This is a genomic window from Flagellimonas baculiformis (assembly GCF_033441575.1).
Lineage (GTDB): Bacteria > Bacteroidota > Bacteroidia > Flavobacteriales > Flavobacteriaceae > Flagellimonas > Flagellimonas baculiformis.
This window is the reverse complement of the sequence record NZ_JAUZVW010000007.1, coordinates 1-15,369: the sequence shown is the minus strand read 5'-3', so window position 1 is coordinate 15,369 and position 15,369 is coordinate 1. Positions and strand designations below refer to the sequence as shown.

Annotated in this window: 18 protein-coding genes and 1 pseudogene; all 19 read left to right on the top strand. The window is 43.8% G+C overall.

Annotation, left to right across the window (positions count from 1 at the left end):
* Positions 1-43: 43 nt before the first annotated feature.
* The gene (locus SD450_RS11065) at positions 44-1,258 is read left to right on the top strand and encodes an efflux RND transporter periplasmic adaptor subunit (protein ID WP_226789944.1); all 1,215 of its coding nucleotides are present in this window, start codon (positions 44-46) and stop codon (positions 1,256-1,258) included.
* Between the two features lie 115 nt (positions 1,259-1,373).
* Positions 1,374-1,712, top strand: a complete 339-nt coding sequence (locus SD450_RS11060) for a P-II family nitrogen regulator (RefSeq protein ID WP_036383461.1) — start codon at positions 1,374-1,376, stop codon at positions 1,710-1,712.
* Positions 1,713-1,722: 10 nt separating this feature from the next.
* Complete coding sequence (locus SD450_RS11055) at positions 1,723-2,145, top strand: Fur family transcriptional regulator (RefSeq protein WP_036383462.1); 423 nt, start codon at positions 1,723-1,725, stop codon at positions 2,143-2,145.
* Between the two features lie 34 nt (positions 2,146-2,179).
* The gene (locus tag SD450_RS11050; protein ID WP_094998958.1) at positions 2,180-2,551 is read left to right on the top strand and encodes a SpoIIAA family protein; all 372 of its coding nucleotides are present in this window, start codon (positions 2,180-2,182) and stop codon (positions 2,549-2,551) included.
* Positions 2,552-2,578: 27 nt separating this feature from the next.
* A complete protein-coding gene (locus tag SD450_RS11045; RefSeq protein WP_036383466.1) occupies positions 2,579-2,797 on the top strand; it encodes an SHOCT domain-containing protein in 219 nt (72 codons plus the stop codon).
* Positions 2,798-2,839: 42 nt separating this feature from the next.
* Positions 2,840-3,610: an AlbA family DNA-binding domain-containing protein gene (locus tag SD450_RS11040; protein ID WP_036383468.1), complete on the top strand. Its 771-nt coding sequence runs from the start codon at positions 2,840-2,842 to the stop codon at positions 3,608-3,610.
* Positions 3,611-3,691: 81 nt separating this feature from the next.
* A complete protein-coding gene (locus SD450_RS11035) occupies positions 3,692-4,054 on the top strand; it encodes a SpoIIAA family protein (protein ID WP_036383471.1) in 363 nt (120 codons plus the stop codon).
* Entirely contained in the window at positions 4,051-5,985 is a 1,935-nt protein-coding gene (locus tag SD450_RS11030) for a heavy metal translocating P-type ATPase (RefSeq protein ID WP_036383473.1), read from the top strand. Before SD450_RS11035 ends, SD450_RS11030 begins: the two co-directional genes overlap by 4 nt.
* Before the next feature lie 79 nt (positions 5,986-6,064).
* Positions 6,065-8,053, top strand: a complete 1,989-nt coding sequence (locus tag SD450_RS11025; protein WP_051947305.1) for a heavy metal translocating P-type ATPase — start codon at positions 6,065-6,067, stop codon at positions 8,051-8,053.
* 39 nt (positions 8,054-8,092) lie between these two features.
* Positions 8,093-8,527, top strand: a complete 435-nt coding sequence (locus SD450_RS11020) for a Fur family transcriptional regulator (RefSeq protein ID WP_036383475.1) — start codon at positions 8,093-8,095, stop codon at positions 8,525-8,527.
* Positions 8,528-8,614: 87 nt separating this feature from the next.
* Positions 8,615-10,018 (top strand): dihydrolipoyl dehydrogenase, encoded by a 1,404-nt coding sequence (gene lpdA, locus SD450_RS11015; protein ID WP_036383477.1) that lies wholly within the window; start codon positions 8,615-8,617, stop codon positions 10,016-10,018.
* Between the two features lie 19 nt (positions 10,019-10,037).
* Entirely contained in the window at positions 10,038-10,247 is a 210-nt protein-coding gene (locus SD450_RS11010) for a hypothetical protein (RefSeq protein ID WP_036383480.1), read from the top strand.
* Positions 10,248-10,290: 43 nt separating this feature from the next.
* Positions 10,291-11,091, top strand: coding sequence for a cation transporter (locus SD450_RS11005; RefSeq protein WP_036383482.1), 801 nt, complete (start codon positions 10,291-10,293; stop codon positions 11,089-11,091).
* A gap of 36 nt (positions 11,092-11,127) precedes the next feature.
* Positions 11,128-12,039 (top strand): cation diffusion facilitator family transporter, encoded by a 912-nt coding sequence (locus SD450_RS11000; RefSeq protein ID WP_318344522.1) that lies wholly within the window; start codon positions 11,128-11,130, stop codon positions 12,037-12,039.
* Entirely contained in the window at positions 12,036-13,034 is a 999-nt protein-coding gene (locus tag SD450_RS10995) for a sodium:calcium antiporter (RefSeq protein ID WP_036383486.1), read from the top strand. Before SD450_RS11000 ends, SD450_RS10995 begins: the two co-directional genes overlap by 4 nt.
* 3 nt (positions 13,035-13,037) lie before the next feature.
* Positions 13,038-13,211 (top strand): hypothetical protein, encoded by a 174-nt coding sequence (locus SD450_RS10990; protein WP_164732281.1) that lies wholly within the window; start codon positions 13,038-13,040, stop codon positions 13,209-13,211.
* A 14-nt stretch (positions 13,212-13,225) separates the two neighbouring features.
* The gene (locus tag SD450_RS10985) at positions 13,226-13,402 is read left to right on the top strand and encodes a hypothetical protein (RefSeq protein ID WP_162987829.1); all 177 of its coding nucleotides are present in this window, start codon (positions 13,226-13,228) and stop codon (positions 13,400-13,402) included.
* Positions 13,403-13,677: 275 nt separating this feature from the next.
* Complete coding sequence (locus SD450_RS10980) at positions 13,678-14,520, top strand: universal stress protein (RefSeq protein WP_151891739.1); 843 nt, start codon at positions 13,678-13,680, stop codon at positions 14,518-14,520.
* Between the two features lie 365 nt (positions 14,521-14,885).
* Positions 14,886-15,369: pseudogene (locus SD450_RS10975) on the top strand (hypothetical protein); the annotation flags it as partial.

Here is a 15,369-nt window from a genome sequence, read left to right as displayed (position 1 = left end):
GAATATATTATTAGTAAGCACCGTATTATTTACACTTATGTTTATGAGTTGTAATGATGCTCCAAAATCCGAGCTTGGGCATAACGAAACGGAAGGCGTATCAAAAACCGAAGCACCTGGAGAAGATGCGCACGGAGAAGAGGGTCACGACGAAGAAGAAGGTGGCCACGAAGGGGAAGAAGGGGAAGAAGGTGTTGTTGAACTTACAAAACAACAGGCCGAAACCATCGGTCTGGAAACGAAACCTCTGGAGGAACGTAATTTAGGGAACAACATTAAGGTAACAGGAACACTCGAACTCTTCCCACAGGACAGGGCAAACATTAGTCCCTTTATTGGTGGAAATGTTAGCTCGATCAAGGTAGTACCGGGCAACATTGTGCGCAAGGGACAGGTGTTGGCCTATATAGAACACCCGGATATCATCGCCATGCAACAGGAATACCAGGAAAAGAATGACGAACTGGTATTTTTAAAGCAGGATTTTGAGCGCAAAAAGACCCTCTATGACAAAGGGGTTTCCTCTGGCAAGGAATTCCAAATGGCGCAATCCAAATTTCGTTCCACCACTTCCAGTGTAAACGGCCTAAAGTCCAAACTACGCTTGTTGGGACTGGACCCTTCCAAAGTGGCCGAAGGGGAGATCTATTCTGCCATCCCCATTATTACGCCCATTAGTGGCTATGTGGGCGAAGTAATGGTAAGCCTGGGCGATTATGTGGCCCCACAATCCAAAATGTTCTCGATAAGCGATAATTCGAAAATCTATGTCAATTTCAAAGTATATGAAAAGGACATCAAGCAGGTCAAGGAGGGACAACAGATTTATTTTTCAACAGCCTCAAAACCTAATGAATTGTTAAAGGCCACCGTGCGTTCCATAGGGCAGACGTTTGAGAGCGATCCGAAGGCCATAGAGGTATTGGCAGATATCGAGAATAAAGACAAGGACCTTTTGCCCGGAATGTATGTGGAGGGAAGAATTGTACAAGGAGAAAAATCAGGCTTTGCTGTTCCCGAGGAAGCTATTGTCCAGGAAGGTGAACAGTCTTATATCTTCATCATGGATGAGGATGAAGAACCTGTTGAAAATAAAATGAAATATAAACGCATCCCCGTGAGCACGGGGGTCAACGATCTGGGGTTTGTAGAAGTTAACCTGCCTGCAGGAACACCCGAAAATATCAAAATAGTAACAAATGGGGCCTATACTCTTTCTTCAGAAATGGTGAAAGGCGAATTGGAGCACGGACATTAATTCTCTAAAAATCAAGGATTTTGATTCCGAGTTTGTTTATCGACTTAATTTAGTTAGTTAAAAATTAAAGAACAGGCTCGGTTCAAAATCGATTAAAAATTTAAACATTTTAAAAATGAAAGAAATAAAAGCATTTGTTAAACCGAACAGGATACAAAGGGTCATCGAAGCCCTTAGCGATAAAGGTTTTAAAAGTATGACGCTTTCACAGGCGGAGGGTACTGGAGCATTCAAAGCAAAAGGCGCGAAGCCCTCATTGGATTTTCACGTAACCGATAGTCCGGTGGTAAAAGTGGAGCTGGTATGTCAAAATGAAGAAGCACAATCGGCAATCGATATTATTACGGAAAACGGTAAAACGCCCGACCCAGGGGACGGTATCATCTATTTATCGGATATTGAGGATGCCTTCCAGATCAAAACGGGGGAATCCTTAAAACGGTACGACCTCTGACCCATCGCACATGGAAAAAATCGTCAAAAAATTGGAGAGCAAGGGAATACGACCCACCCCGATGCGTCTGTTGACCTATAAAAAGTTACTGGAAAACGAGGTGGCCATCAGTTTGGGCGAATTGGAGAGTTTCTTCGAGAAGTCGGAAAGGAGTACCCTTTTCCGGACGATGAAAACATTTGAGGAAAAAGGCATCGTACATCAAATAGAGGACGGTACGGGCATTATGAAATATGCGCTCTGTGAGGAAGACTGTGAATGTGAGGTGGGCAACGACCTGCACCTGCATTTTCATTGCACCCGGTGCAACGAGACCGTTTGTTTGACCGACCGTAAAATCCCGCAGGTAAACCTGCCCCAAGGATATATGGCAGAGGATATCAATCTGGTCGTAACGGGAGTATGCAATAAATGCAATGGCAATTTGGAGTAACCTTTAAGGACAATAATATCAAAAGAATACGACGATGATAGCAATCTATAAAAAAGACCAAATCTTATATACCATCGCAGATCAAGAGCTGGATGCCGATGATGGGGCGACCTTAGTCAAGGCCCTGAATGAACATTTGAAAAGCAATGAACTGGCCGCTTGGTATATGGAAATGGAGCCTCGCAAAAAAGGAGTGAAGAAAAGCAGCGGTGAGAGGTTGGATATTTCCTTTCCCGAAGAAGCACGGCTTAAGAAAATAGCCTTGGTGGGCGAAAAAACATGGCAAGAACGGTTTACCGAATCGCTATTGCCGTTTAGTGAAGCCCACATAAAATATTTCGGACCTGAAGATGGAAACATGGCCAACAACTGGCTCGAACAAACAAGCAATAGCAATAGTAACTGAAACATGAATCTTTAAATCTAGAAAATTATGATGGACGATTGGTATTTTGGGGGAATGCACTGGATATGGTGGGGGTTATGGATAATCCTCATCTTCTGGATATTCCTGATTCCCTACCCCACACCGGGACAGAAAAACAGAAAGGACAGGGCAATGGAAGCCCTGAGGGAGCGGTACGCCCGCGGCGAAATCGACGAAGAGGAGTTTGAGAAACGCAAGACGTTCCTGTTAAAGGACAAAAAATAACAGTGTTTTGCTTTTGACCGAACGACCATAACACCGTTATCTATGCAAAGAAGAAAAATAGGGATATGGCTTTTGGCAGGCTTTGCCTTTGGGGTCTTTATACTGCAACCCTTGGGCCTATCCCTTTTTCTCTTTGACCGGTCGGGCGATTCCGGTCACTGGCCAAGCTATCTTGGCGAGGCTTTTGAAACCGTATGGGGTTTTACCGATGTTGACCAAGTCCTTAAAAACCTGTTGTTCGGAATATTGGGAAGCAGCCTTGCCTTGATGGTCTTTTTCAGAAAAAAGATTTTTCAACTGAACAGGAAACGGATGGATGGGCAAACCCTGCTGGAACTCATTAAAAAAGGCGAGAATGATTTGGTGGAGTTCAAATCAAGTCTGCGATGGGATTTACGTCAATCCAAAGTGAATAAACAGTTGGAATTTGTAATTATCAAGACCATAGCGGGTTTTATGAACACCAACGGTGGTAATTTGCTTATAGGAGTAGACGATAACGGCAACATCCTCGGTCTAAACCAGGATTTTGACACCTTGAAAAAACCGGGTACAGATGGTTTTGAGCAATACCTGATGCAGTTGATATCTTTAAAATTGGGAACCCATTTATGTACGGCTGTAAATGTATCTTTTTACAGATATGGAGAAAATGACGTGTGCTACATAGAAATAGACCCGGCCAAAACACCAGTCTATCTAAGTCAAGACGGGAGGTCACGGTTTTATATTAGAACGGGCAACGGAACGCGCGAACTCGATTTGCCCGAAGCCATCTTGCACTTAGGAAAAGAGAAGGCGCTTTATAATTAAGAAAAGTAAGTGTAGGCCAATGGATATTTGCACATACAACGCACTAATATTTTAAATAGATTAATATAAAGATATACAAATATGTTACAGATAATAAACTTAGAACAAGAACATCTTATTGCCGCTAAAATCAGCGGGAAACTTACGGAAAAGGATATGGAAAAGATGCATCCGCTTATCCACAACATCATAGAAAAAGGGCATAAAGTGGATTTCTATTTTGAAATGGAAGATTTAAAAGGCTATACCCTTAAAGGCTTTTGGGAAGACCTAAAGATTGATTCGGCTCATTTGGGAGATTATGGCAAGATGGCCTTTGTGGGCAATAAAAAATGGCAGGAATGGGCCGCGAAGGCAACTGATTTTTTCATAAAGTCTGAAGTTAAATTTTTTGATAGTAAAAATAAAGAGCAGGCAATGACCTGGGTCTCAACAAAAGGATGAAAAAGAAAAAACTACAGCTACGGGAGCTAAAAGGGAAACAGTCCACTGTAATTTCAGCAACCGAAAAAAAGCTCAAAACCTATTTACCGGCAATTTTCAGCTTTGTGATGCTCATAGTTGGTATTGCCATTGACTATTTCGATGCCTTTCCTTTCTTTAAGGGATGGGTCAGGATTGTGTGGTACACGGTGGCTTACATCCCTGTTGGCTTTCCCGTCATCAAGGAGGGATGGGAAAGTATTAAAAATGGCGATTTCTTTACAGAATTTTTCCTGATGTCCATCGCAACCTTGGGAGCATTTGCCATAGGCGAATATCCAGAGGGCGTTGCCGTGATGTTGTTCTATGCCGTGGGCGAACTGTTCCAAAATGCTGCCGTAAACCGTGCCAAAGGAAACATTAGGGCACTTCTGGATGCACGACCGGACGAGGCATTGGTCTATCGTAATGGGGACTTCGTTTCCGTCAATCCCGAAACGGTCAATATTGGCGAGAAGATACAGGTACGGGTGGGCGAAAAAATCCCATTGGATGGCAAACTGCTATCAAACAAAGCATCGCTCAATACAGCTGCCATTACTGGCGAAAGCAAACCCGACACCATAACACAGAACGAAAAAGTCTTTGCGGGAAGCATCAATCTCGACGGTGTCATCGAAGTAGAAACCACCAAGAAATTCAAGGACAGTTCCATCGCCCGTATTCTGGAGATGGTACAGAATGCCACGGCCCGGAAATCAAAGACCGAATTATTTATTAGGAAGTTTGCACGGATTTATACGCCCATCGTGGTTTTCCTTGCTATCGGACTCACTTTGTTACCATACTTTTTTGTCGATGAATATGTGTTTAGGGATTGGCTATACCGAGCTTTAATTTTCTTGGTGATTTCCTGCCCTTGTGCCTTGGTCATTTCCATTCCACTGGGCTATTTCGGCGGTCTGGGTGCGGCATCGCGCAACGGAATCCTGTTCAAAGGTGCATCCTTTCTCGATGCAATGACCAAAGTGAATACTGTGGTGATGGACAAAACCGGAACCGTTACCAAAGGGGTCTTTAAGATTAAGGAAGTGATAAATACATCCGCTTTTGCGGAAGTGGAATTTATGAAATACCTGATGGCGATGGAAGAACAATCTACCCACCCCATTGCAAAGGCAATTCTGGAATACAAAGCGGACGGTACTGATTTTAAGGCATCCGAAGTTTCTGAAGTTGCCGGTAAGGGATTAAAGGGCACAGTCAACCATAAGCAGGTCTTGGTCGGCAACAAAGCATTGATGACTTCCAATAGTGTTGATGTTCCACCTGAAACCGATGTGATAGTCGAATCTATAGTGATGGTCGCCATCGATGGAAAATTCGCAGGCTATGTGACCATTGCCGATGAACTTAAGGAAGACGCGCATCACACCATTCAACAGATTCGGGTGGCCGGAATAGCTAAAATCATAATGCTCTCTGGAGACAAGGATTCCATAACCCAACAAGTTGCCAAGGAACTGAATATTGATTGGGCCAAAGGCGGCTTGCTACCCGAAGATAAGCTCAACGAGGTCGAAAAGCTCAAGGAACAACCTGAATCCACGGTAGCATTTATGGGCGACGGCATCAACGATGCACCCGTGCTCGCAGCCAGTGATGTGGGTATTGCAATGGGTGGTTTGGGCAGCGATGTGGCCATAGAGACCGCAGACGTTATCATCCAGACCGACCAGCCGAGCAGGATGGCCCGAGGAATCCAAATTGGACGCTCAACACGCCGTATCGTATGGCAAAATATTGGTCTTACTTTTGGGGTAAAAGGGATTTTTCTCATTTTGGGTGCCATCGGTTTGGCTACGATGTGGGAGGCTGTGTTTGCCGATGTAGGTGTTTCGTTCGTTGCCATTCTCAATGCAATACGTTTGCAAAAAATGAATTGGAAATAGCAAAAATGTTAACCTTTAACAAATTACAAGCCCAAAACTGGATTAAATCTTAATTAACGATAACAAAACCATTAATAATATGAAAGACAAGGAAAAACACAGCAAAGACGATGGCCACAACCACGACCACGGCGGCATCTTCGGCAAAAACACCGAACTCTATTTTGCTATTTTAAGCGGGGTCACACTAATTACGGGTTTCCTATTGGAGAAATTTACCGGGGTTTCAGAAAACATTCCTTTTTGGCTCTATATTGCGGCCTACTTTTTCGGTGGCTATTTTACCTTGAAGGAGGCCATCGTCAAGATTTCCAAGGGCGGATTTGAAATCGATTTCCTGATGCTGGTCGCAGCTGCAGGAGCCGCCTATTTGGGCGAATGGGCAGAAGGTGCCTTGTTGCTGTTCCTGTTTAGTTTGGGTCACGCACTGGAAAACTATGCAATGGGCAAGGCCAAGAAATCCATTGCAGCGTTAACAGACCTTGCGCCTAAAACCGCACTATTAAAGAAGGATGACGATACCGTTGAAGTCGGTATAGAAGAGTTACAGATAGGTGATACTATCGTGGTACGCCCCAACAGTAAAATATCTGCTGATGGTGTTATTGTAAAGGGCAATAGTAGTATAGACCAGTCACCCATTACCGGGGAAAGCGTTCCAGTGGACAAAACACCAATAGAAAATCCCGATAAGGAATATACAGCAAAAAGCGATATTCCCGACGAGAACCGTGTATTTTCAGGAACTATCAATGGCAACAATACCCTCGAAATAAAGGTGATTAAAGAGGCAAAAGATTCTACCCTCAACCGCTTGGTCACTATGGTTCAAGAGGCCCAGGACCAAAAATCGCCCACACAATTATTGACAGACAAGTTTGAGCGGTACTACGTGCCATCGGTAATCTTATTGGTCATAGTATTAAATTTTGCTTTTTTGGTCATCGATGAAACGTGGAATGAAAGCCTGTACCGTTCCCTGGCGGTACTTGTGGCAGCCAGTCCTTGTGCCCTGGCCATTTCTACGCCATCTGCTGTATTGAGTGGTGTGGCAAGAGCAGCACGAGGCGGGGTTTTGATAAAAGGCGGTCGCCCCTTGGAAGACTTAGGGGTACTTACCGCTCTCGCTTTTGACAAAACGGGAACACTTACCGAAGGAAAACCAAAGCTTACCGACGTCGAAAGTTTTGGCAGTATAGATAAAAAGGAACTGTTGGAAATCGCGATTGCGGTTGAGGAACTGAGTGACCATCCCCTGGCAAAGGCTGTTGTAAGGGATGGGATGGAGCGGCTTGGGAAGGACACCAAAATTCCCGATGCCGATGATTTGGAAGCCGTACAGGGCAAGGGCATAAAGGCAAACTATCAAGGGAATTCCATTTACATAGGCAACCTTGAGCTTTTTGAGGATATTGATAAAGGTGTTCCCAGCGATGTATCAGAAAAGGTAAGAGCGCTTGAAGGGGAAGGAAAGACCACGATGCTAATAAAAAGGGGCAATGAATTTATAGGGATGCTGGGGCTAATGGACACGCCACGGGAAAAAGCCAAGGAAACCCTTGCCCAACTAAAGGAAATAGGCATCAAGAAAATGATAATGCTTACCGGCGACAACCAGAAAGTAGCCGACGCTGTAGCCGAGGAAATCGGTTTGACCGAAGCTCGCGGAAGTCTGCTTCCCGAAGAAAAAGTGGAGGCCATCAAAAAACTTGCGGAACAGGAAAATAAACTGGCAATGATAGGTGATGGGGTCAATGATGCCCCTGCTATGGCAAACAGTACCGTTGGTATTGCAATGGGTGCGGCGGGAAGCGACGTGGCTTTAGAGACCGCAGATATAGCACTAATGGCAGACAAACTGGAAACCTTGCCTTTTGCCATCGGTTTGAGCAGAAAAGCGAAGGCGATAATCAAGCAAAACTTATGGGTTAGCTTGGGGGTTGTTGCCCTTTTAATTCCTGCGACCATAATGAGCTGGGCAAGTATCGGCATAGCCGTGGCGGTTCACGAAGGCTCTACGTTGGTAGTGGTGGTCAATGCATTGCGTTTGCTCGCCTATAAAAAATAAATCCAATAAAGGAGATTGCCTTTGAATCAAGATTAAAAAATGAACAAAACGGAAAAAATATTGTCAAGTCACGGTATTCGCCCTACTCAAATGAGGTCCAAGATATACAGGTATCTGAGAAGGAAGCAAAGTGCCGTGTCCTTTTCCGATTTAAAAAAGGTCTTTGCCGAAAAGAGCGAAACCAATAAGACAGCAAACAGAACGACCTTTTATCGCAACCTTAAGATTTTTGAGGAGAAGGGACTTATTCATCAGATTAATGATGGAACCGGAGTGGCAAAATTTGCAATTTCTGATGAAAACGTTAAAGGTAAATATGGTTCGGATTTACATCTGCATTTTCATTGTACCGAATGTAAGAAAACAATCTGTTTGCCAAATAAAATACCGGAAGAAAGTTTACCAAGTGATTATAAAATAAACGATGTCAACTTGGTATTAAAAGGGATATGCGTGAAATGTAAGGAAAAATAACAGGTGGGAGTTCCAGAACTTTGAACCCTTGCGCCCAAGAGTCAAGTTCAAGGTTCTTCCACCTTATTTAACCAAAAAAATACAATTATGGAAAAATATGATATAACAATTATTGGTTCCGGTCCAGGTGGCTACATGTGTGCCATACGTGCTGCACAACTGGGCTTTAAAGTGGCCATAATCGAAAGGTACAGTACCCTTGGCGGCACTTGCCTTAACGTGGGTTGTATCCCTTCAAAAGCCTGGCTGGAAGCATCGGAACATTACCACAAGCTCAAACACCAATTCGAGGATTTCGGCATTGATGTCAAGGAGGCGAATGTAGATATTGTAAAAATGAACCAAAGGGTTCAAGACGTCGTGGGGGAAATCATCAACGGGGTAGCCTACCTGATGAAAAAGAACAAGGTTACCGTTTATGAAGGCCACGGAAACATCAAGGACAAAAACACCATTGAAATTAAGGGCGAGGACAAAACACAAACCATAGAAACCGATAAAATGGTCATCGCCACCGGGTCAAAACCTGCATCCTTGCCCAACATAGAAATAGATAAAAAAAGGATTATTTCCTCTACGGAAGCGCTTGCCCTTAAAGAAATCCCCAAACACTTGATGGTCGTTGGAGGTGGTGTCATTGGGGTCGAGATAGGTTCGGTTTTCGCCAGGTTAGGTTCAAAGGTTTCCATCGTAGAGTATTTTGATGGGCTTATTTATACAATGGACAAATCCGTAGGGCATCAATTGTACAGGTCCCTAAGAAAACAAGATATCGAGTTCTATCTGGAACACAAGGTCACAAAAGCTGTGGCAGCAGATGATAAAGTAACCCTTACGGCACAGAACAGGAAAGACGACAAGGAAATGCAGTTGGAAGGCGACTATTGCCTGATGGCCATTGGGAGAAAACCTTTTACATCAGGCTTGGGCCTTGCAAACGTGGGAGTGGAAACCAACGAAAAAGGACAAATAAAAGTAGACGATAACCTGGAAACCAATGTAAAAGGGGTCTATGCCATTGGAGATGTAGTCCGAGGTGCGATGCTCGCCCATAAGGCCAGTGAAGAAGGTGTTTTTGTGGCCGAACGCATTGCGGGACAAAAGCCGCACATCAATTATTCCCTCATACCAAACATTGTCTATACACAGCCCGAAGTAGCCGGCGTGGGACTTACCGAAGAGGAACTTAAAGAAGCAGGAAGGGCTATAAAAACGGGCACGTTTCCCTTTAAGGCCAATGCACGGGCCAAGATAAGTATGGACACCGATGGCTTTATAAAAGTGATTGCAGACAAGGAAACCGATGAAATTTTGGGCGTTCATATGATAGGTCCGCGCATAGCCGATAGTTATACGGAAGCTGTCGTGGCGATGGAATTCAGGGCAGCGGCAGAGGATATTGCCAGAATGTCCCACGGACACCCCACATTTTCAGAAACCTTTAAGGAAGCCTGCTTGGCTGCTACCGAAGACAGGGCGTTGCATATATAAAATTATAAAAAAAACGAAGATGAAGAAAATTCAAAAACTAACCCAAGAAATCAACGAATTGACCCTAAGGATTGAACACGAATATCCCGAACTCTATCGGTATTTGGATGAGAACCCCATAACGATTCCCGTAGATGATGAAGCAAAACCGACCATTAAATCGTTCGCTGATTATTTGGAGAGCTTAAAATCGATTTTGGAAAAATATATGGAATCCCATAGTAAGTAAAGATTTAAAAGACCAAACGTAGAATTTAATACAGATTATTTAAATGTCCACTATAAACAAAAGCACTTTTAAGGTAAGTCAAATGGATTGCCCTTCAGAAGAACAGATGATACGGATGAAACTGGAGTCAAATCCTCAAATCAAATATCTGGACTTTGACATTCCGAATAGGAAATTAGATGTGTACCATCAAGGGAATGCCCAAGAAATAAACGTGGAATTGGGTGCATTAAAGTTGGGGGAAAAACTTTTGGGAACAGAAAAGGCGGAAGCACCTAATACTGAAGATGAGACCAAACAAAAGAAGATACTCTGGTGGGTCTTGTACATCAATTTTGGTTTTTTTGTTATCGAAATGACTACGGGTTGGATTTCTTCCTCGATGGGTCTAATTGCCGATTCACTGGATATGCTGGCCGATTCCATTGTATATGCATTGAGCCTTTTTGCCGTAGGCGGCGCTATTTCCAGAAAAAAGAAAGTGGCGAAATTCAGTGGCTATTTTCAGATGGCGTTGGCCCTGCTGGGATTTTCGGAAGTCGTGAGAAGGTTTTTGAGTAGTAGCGAAACCCCTTTGTTCCAATGGATGATTATCGTTTCCATTTTCGCCCTTATCGGCAACCTCGTTTCCCTATGGTTGATAAACAAGGCCAAAAGCAAGGAAGCGCATATGCAGGCAAGTGCCATCTTTACCTCAAACGACATTATTGTGAACGGCGGGGTAATACTGGCAGGGGTGCTGGTTTATTTTTTAGACAGTAAATGGCCCGATTTGGTCATAGGCGGTATTGTATTTGCCTTTGTGATGCGTGGGGCCATTAGAATTTTAAAATTGTCCAAATAACGTATTGGGAAGAAAAGAAATAGCAAAAGAAAGATTTTGGAAAGGAATCCAAATGCCATATCCCGAATAGGACTCAAAACTACCCTCGTAGGTATTTTGATCAGTGCATTATTGGCATTGATCAAAGGTTTGGGCGGGGTGTTCGGGCATTCTTATGCCCTTATTGCCGATGCGATCGAATCCGGGGCGGATGTGCTGACATCCGCACTATTATGGGCCGGGTTGAGATGGTCGTCAAGGCCACCGGATGAAAACCATCCCTACGGACACGGTAAGATAGAGGCCCTGGTGGCGGTGGGTATTGCCATAGCCCTAACCATTGCAGGTGGTATAATCATAAGGGACAGCATCGACCATATTCTGGTACCCCACAAAACTCCTGCACCCTTCACACTCTTCATACTGGTATTTGTTGTCCTCACGAAAGAGGCGTTGTATCGCTATGTCATGAAAACAGGTGATGAAATCAATAGTTCGGCCGTCAAGGCCGATGCATTTCACCATAGGAGTGATGCCATTACGTCGATAGCCGCTTTTATAGGGATTTCCATAGCATTGATCGGTGGCGAAGGGTTTGAGATAGCGGATGATTTCGCGGCACTCATTGCAGCGGGCATTATTCTGTTCAATGCCTATAAAATAGCTAGGTCATCGGTAAGGGAGTTGCTGGACGAAGCTGTTGAGCCCGAATTTCGAAATGAGGTTATCCGACTGGCCGAAGCCGTTCCTGAAGTGGTAAGGGTAGAGCGCTGCCATTCCCGAAAGATGGGAACGGCCTTTCATATCGATATGCATATTTGGGTCGATGGGGAATTAACTGTGACCGAGGGCCATGATATTGCACACAAAGTAAAGGAGAGATTGTTCAGGTCATATTCCGAGATACTTGACGTGCACATCCATATCGAACCTAGCAAAGAGAGAAATGTTAAAATGACAGAATTATGAACATATGGCCATGGGTACTCGTTTTGGGCCTAGCGGCCTGGGCAGCACACTGGGGTGCGGATCGATTGTTGACTCCTTTAAAGTTGCTCCGCAAGCAATGGGGGCTTACCGCATCCGCTGGAGCCGCTTTTCTTGCCCTTGTAACGGCCAGTCCTGAAGTTGCCATCAATATAACCAGTGCGGCACGGGACGTTTCCGATATTGGCCTGGGCAACTTATTGGGTTCCAATATTATTTCCATTCCCTTGATGGTGACCATAGCTTATTTTGCTTCCAGGAAACAATTCAAGAACAACAAGGAACATCAAGAACATCTTGATAAAAACATTCTGGCGTTGAACAAACGTTCGGTTTCCGTACTGTCCCTTCCTTATCTGGGCATTATCGCCCTTGTGGCCATTTTAACTCTGCCAAAGCCCTGGCGTGGCCTGCAACCTGTGGACGGGTGGATTATGCTGGCGGCCTATGCTGCGTTCTTGACCCACGCAATCATAAAAGGCAAGGAAAAGGGCAAAAAAGTAGAATGGAACAAAAAACAGGTCTGGTTATCGATTGCCGGGGCCTTTGCGATAGCAGTTGGCGCTTTTTTCATAGTGAAGGCGACCGAAAATATTGTTTCTGCCCTAAATATTTCTGAAATCGTGGGAGGCCTTTTCATCACGGGCATAATGACCACGGCACCGGAAATATTCAAGACCTGGAGCGTGGTAAAAGGGGGCGAGGTGACAGCGGGCACCACCAGTGTTATTGCAGACAATGCCGTAACGATGACGGTGGCATTTTTTCCGCTGGCTTTGGTAACCACCCCCATTGAGGACTTTGAACTGTTCTGGGTCAACCTGGCCTTTGTCGGGCTTATGCCACTGCTTTACACACTATTTGTGCATCAAAGCAAGGAACTGCACGGTTTCTCTCGTTGGCAGATTTTTGTATTTGATGCGGCATATATAGTTTATTTACTGGTCATGGTTTTTTACGTGTTGAAACTTTTTTGATAGATGAAAGACGAACTTTTTAAAGATTGCTCGATGAGGCTCAATATGCTGGATGAAAACATCCACAAATTGGCCGTAAAGTATGCTAAAGAATACTATACGACAAACCAATGCTCCAAGGAGGAAGCCCTTGAACGCGGCATTGTAAAAGCAGAGATGGAAGGGCGAAAGCTCTAAAAAAAGTATACAATATGGACTGGACATTTGAAGATTTCAAAACAAAACTTGATGGCCTACAGCCGTCAGTTCGGAAGAAGGCCCTCAAAATTGCACAAGAATTGGTAAAGGAGAATGGGTATTCTCGTGAGAAGGCCATTACGGAGGGAATCAAACGTGCAGAAGAATGGTTTTATGACCTTAGGGGATAGCATTGGTGCGTTGATTTTAGTAAAGCACAGTATAATATGTCACGGGAAAGAAGAAAGCGGAGACTAGAGGAAAAAAAGGGGAATTCAATAAACAGGAAAGTAAGAACCAGAAAGGAGAAAGGGTATTGCTTGTTGGTTTTTGTGGCAATGTTCCTTGCGGTGCTGACAATTGCCTTTTTAGATGCCATTCTATATGGTTTTTACCTGCTTTTCAATTGAATAATTAAACCTAAAAAGAAAGATTAATGAAGTCAAATCAATAAAAACAAAATGATATGAAAGATAAAGGAATTTTAATACCCGTAGATTTCACACAGGTTTCAGAAAATGCGGTGAGCTACGCAATTGGGCTAGCACAAAAATTGAAATCAAAACTGGTTTTTGTCCACGCCTATTCAGTGGCATATCCATCCGGTACGCCCATCGGGATGGCAACTATGGCACACAATGTAACAGATACCACAGCATCACAAGAAAAACTCAATAAAGAAAAATTGGATAAGTTTCTAAGAGGCTTTCCTGAACTGGACAAGTTGGAATTTCAAGCAATTGTCGGTTTCGGGGCAACGGTCGATGTGATTTCTGGCCTGGCTAAGGAAATGAATACCTGTCTTGTCGTTATGGGTACCAAGGGCACGGCTTCGGGATTTGATGAAATTTTTATTGGAACCGTTACCGAAAAGGTGACACAAAAGGCGCCTTGTCCAGTACTGGCCGTACCTGAAGATGCCAGCTATACTGCATATAAGCGTATCGGGGTCGCAGTGGATACGGATAGTATGGATAATAGAATAGATTTTGAAATATTGTCCAGATTATTGCAAAACTATAATGCACAGTTGCACTTTGTACATATAGCGGACAAACAGGAAAGAGTGCCGGAGAAAGCATTTATTCGTGAAAGATTTGGCAAACTTCTTGTACCTAAGCAATGGTTCTTTACAGTTATCGAGGAAGACAAACCCGAAGAGGGTATCGATGAATTTTTGACTGAAACCCCAATAGACCTATTGGTTTTGCTTTACAGGGAACACGGATTTTTTGAGGCACTTTTCAAAAAGGGGCTAAGAAAAAAAATGCTGTATGCCTCCAAGGCCCCACTGCTGATAGTTAAGTAGCTTTTCTACCTATGTGATACTCTAGTAAATATTAGGTATAGCTTACTATGCGAAATTATCGTGCTCATTCTGGGCGCAGGTGGATTGGCTACCATGTGGGAAGCAGTCTTTGCGGATGTGGGCGTGGCGTTATTGGCGATTTTTAATGCGGTGCGGTTGCAGCGGATGAAGTGGGCATAAGCCCATAGTAAATATCGAAATATAAATTTTCATTCTGGCCAACCGACATTTCCCACAGTACGGGATTTACATAATTAAATCAACAAACCCTTTAAGGTTTAACCACTTCTTTATTGAAGAATTTTACATCTATATTTAGACTTATCTAAAAATATATTTTTTTTGGAATAAATATCATTATAGTAATGTCTAAAATCATTCATTTCTTTATTGGCCTGTCTTTAATCGCTCTATTTGGCTGTGAAAATTTGGGTCCGGAAGAACCTATGGAATTTGAGCTGTTGGACGGGCCATTGGACGGATTGTCCTTAAGCGAGCAACAACTGTTTTTAGCAGGGGATATAGCTTTTAACGATGATGTTTTCACGGTTGAAAAAGGTCTTGGCCCCTTGTTTGTTGGCACCAGCTGTGCAAGTTGCCATTCAGGGGATGGCAAGGGTCATCCTTTCAATCAACTAATCAGATTCGGTAACAATGACTTGAACTTACCCTCGATGTTATCCTTCGGTGATGGCAGGAACCAAATTCAAAATAAAGCCATACCGGGTTTTGAACCGGAGACCGTGCCTGAAGGCTTCCCATTTTCCTTCTGGGGATGTTTTTTATGGATTGGGTCCCGGGTAGGTGGATTTCGTTGGTACTTGCCGTTCCTATCCTGTTCTGGTTTGG

What these genes read in the sequence shown, in the direction of transcription:
- SD450_RS11025 (WP_051947305.1), top strand. Translation starts at nt 6,065, where the DNA reads ATGAAAGACAAGGAAAAACACAGCAAAGACGATGGCCACAACCACGAC.
- SD450_RS10995 (WP_036383486.1), top strand. Translation starts at nt 12,036, where the DNA reads ATGAACATATGGCCATGGGTACTCGTTTTGGGCCTAGCGGCCTGGGCA.
- lpdA (WP_036383477.1), top strand. Translation starts at nt 8,615, where the DNA reads ATGGAAAAATATGATATAACAATTATTGGTTCCGGTCCAGGTGGCTAC.
- SD450_RS11030 (WP_036383473.1), top strand. Translation starts at nt 4,051, where the DNA reads ATGAAAAAGAAAAAACTACAGCTACGGGAGCTAAAAGGGAAACAGTCC.
- SD450_RS11055 (WP_036383462.1), top strand. Translation starts at nt 1,723, where the DNA reads ATGGAAAAAATCGTCAAAAAATTGGAGAGCAAGGGAATACGACCCACC.
- SD450_RS11060 (WP_036383461.1), top strand. Translation starts at nt 1,374, where the DNA reads ATGAAAGAAATAAAAGCATTTGTTAAACCGAACAGGATACAAAGGGTC.
- SD450_RS11040 (WP_036383468.1), top strand. Translation starts at nt 2,840, where the DNA reads ATGCAAAGAAGAAAAATAGGGATATGGCTTTTGGCAGGCTTTGCCTTT.
- SD450_RS10985 (WP_162987829.1), top strand. Translation starts at nt 13,226, where the DNA reads ATGGACTGGACATTTGAAGATTTCAAAACAAAACTTGATGGCCTACAG.
- SD450_RS11050 (WP_094998958.1), top strand. Translation starts at nt 2,180, where the DNA reads ATGATAGCAATCTATAAAAAAGACCAAATCTTATATACCATCGCAGAT.
- SD450_RS11045 (WP_036383466.1), top strand. Translation starts at nt 2,579, where the DNA reads ATGATGGACGATTGGTATTTTGGGGGAATGCACTGGATATGGTGGGGG.
- SD450_RS11005 (WP_036383482.1), top strand. Translation starts at nt 10,291, where the DNA reads ATGTCCACTATAAACAAAAGCACTTTTAAGGTAAGTCAAATGGATTGC.
- SD450_RS11035 (WP_036383471.1), top strand. Translation starts at nt 3,692, where the DNA reads ATGTTACAGATAATAAACTTAGAACAAGAACATCTTATTGCCGCTAAA.
- SD450_RS11020 (WP_036383475.1), top strand. Translation starts at nt 8,093, where the DNA reads ATGAACAAAACGGAAAAAATATTGTCAAGTCACGGTATTCGCCCTACT.
- SD450_RS10980 (WP_151891739.1), top strand. Translation starts at nt 13,678, where the DNA reads ATGAAAGATAAAGGAATTTTAATACCCGTAGATTTCACACAGGTTTCA.
- SD450_RS11065 (WP_226789944.1), top strand. Translation starts at nt 44, where the DNA reads ATGAGTTGTAATGATGCTCCAAAATCCGAGCTTGGGCATAACGAAACG.
- SD450_RS11010 (WP_036383480.1), top strand. Translation starts at nt 10,038, where the DNA reads ATGAAGAAAATTCAAAAACTAACCCAAGAAATCAACGAATTGACCCTA.
- SD450_RS10990 (WP_164732281.1), top strand. Translation starts at nt 13,038, where the DNA reads ATGAAAGACGAACTTTTTAAAGATTGCTCGATGAGGCTCAATATGCTG.